At 69.7% G+C, this 1,343-nt stretch carries 2 protein-coding genes; both read right to left on the bottom strand.

All coding sequences use genetic code 11. The features are described from left to right. Positions 1-182: 182 nt before the first annotated feature. Positions 183-557 carry a CPCC family cysteine-rich protein gene (locus tag ACFWEK_RS21655; RefSeq protein WP_430555383.1) on the bottom strand — a complete coding sequence of 125 codons (375 nt, stop codon included), beginning with the start codon at positions 555-557 and terminating at the stop codon, positions 183-185. A gap of 481 nt (positions 558-1,038) precedes the next feature. Continuing rightward, the gene (locus ACFWEK_RS21650; RefSeq protein ID WP_430555382.1) at positions 1,039-1,281 is read right to left on the bottom strand and encodes a hypothetical protein; all 243 of its coding nucleotides are present in this window, start codon (positions 1,279-1,281) and stop codon (positions 1,039-1,041) included. Positions 1,282-1,343: the final 62 nt, after the last annotated feature.

Genomic DNA, 1,343 nt, shown 5'->3' with positions numbered 1-1,343 from the left:
CCGCTCGCTGCGCTCGCTCCGCGCACCCCACCCGTCCGACCGGCCCGGGCATGACGAAGGCGGCCCCGGAGCTCGCACCCGGAACCGCCTCATCTCGTCCATCGACCGCATTCTGCGTCCGCCGGCTCAGGCATTGCGCCGCTCGCCATGCCGCGCCCGGCCTCGCGTCGGGGTCCCCGACGTCAGCGCGCGCGCCAGAACGTTGGCCGCCACCAGTACAGGGCGGCGTCGTCGTCGGGCCACGGCTCTTCCGTGATGGCTCGGGGCTCAAAGTCGTCGATCACTAAGTCGATTGGGCGCCAATCGGCGTCCAGTGGCTCGTTCGGCCCGGGGACCCTGACCTTGCTGATGAATCGAGGCTCCATGGCGCCGACCAGCCTGTAGGTCTGTTGGGCCTCGATGAGCGAGGGAGAGTTCGCTCCGCCGCCGTAGTCCGGCCATCGAAGCTGGACCGCGTCGTCCTCCCAGAAGCACACCGGACAGATGGCGTAGCTCCCGGGCGGCTCGTCGAAGACGCGATGCCCACAGCAAGGGCATGGGAAGTTCGCGACGGCCATGACCGGAACCGTAGCGCCCGAGAAGGTGAGAACCGAGCGGGCCGACTGGTCCCGCTTCCCGCTTACGTGCCGGCCCCGCACCGACCGCCGAGCATCCGGCCGACTCCGGACCGCGTCAAGGGCGCCTGCGGCGTCGCTACGCGATGGCCTGCGGCCACCCTTGACCCGGACCTCCGCCGACCTCTTGTGCTCCGCTATCGGTACGGCGCCTCCGAGTGTCCCCACCGGCCGAGGTTTCGACAGGTCGCCGGATTGCCTCCGTTTTGGACGGCGGATCGGTGCCGGCGGGTGCAACCCGATCCAACGGGCGGAACGGTAAAAGGCCAGGTCAGATGCCAGAACGACCCGAGCGAGCAGGGGCAGCCAACGCGCGGAACTCAAGCCCACCGCTACCGCCACCCGAAGGGCCCCACCCGCACCATGAAGCGGACGTGGGGCCCTTTGCCATTCCCCGCATTCCGCTCGGCCTCACCGCCCGCACTCAGTACATGGTGCGCCGTCTGCCCATAGCGCCGGCGATGGCGACCGCCGTCGCGAACAGGGTCACGACCATCGCTGCGCTCATGATCGACGCATCGAGGGGAAGCATCGCGCAGCCGGCCGACGAGTCCTCGTCCGGGCACGTGCGCCACGGCTGCAGGAAGTAGACGACGGACACGACGGCCCCCAGTATGGCCAGCGACGTGCCGCCGACGAGCATCACGGTCGACGAGCGAGTCCTCATCCGGCGACAGTAGGGGGCGGTCGGACTTCGGACTGGGCGCCGGACAAGACTTCACCCGGGAC

Source organism: Isoptericola sp. NPDC060257, from assembly GCF_042726645.1.
Taxonomy (GTDB): domain Bacteria; phylum Actinomycetota; class Actinomycetes; order Actinomycetales; family Cellulomonadaceae; genus Isoptericola; species Isoptericola nanjingensis.
The sequence above is the reverse complement of the archived record's forward strand: the minus strand, read 5'-3'. Positions and strand labels throughout refer to the sequence as shown.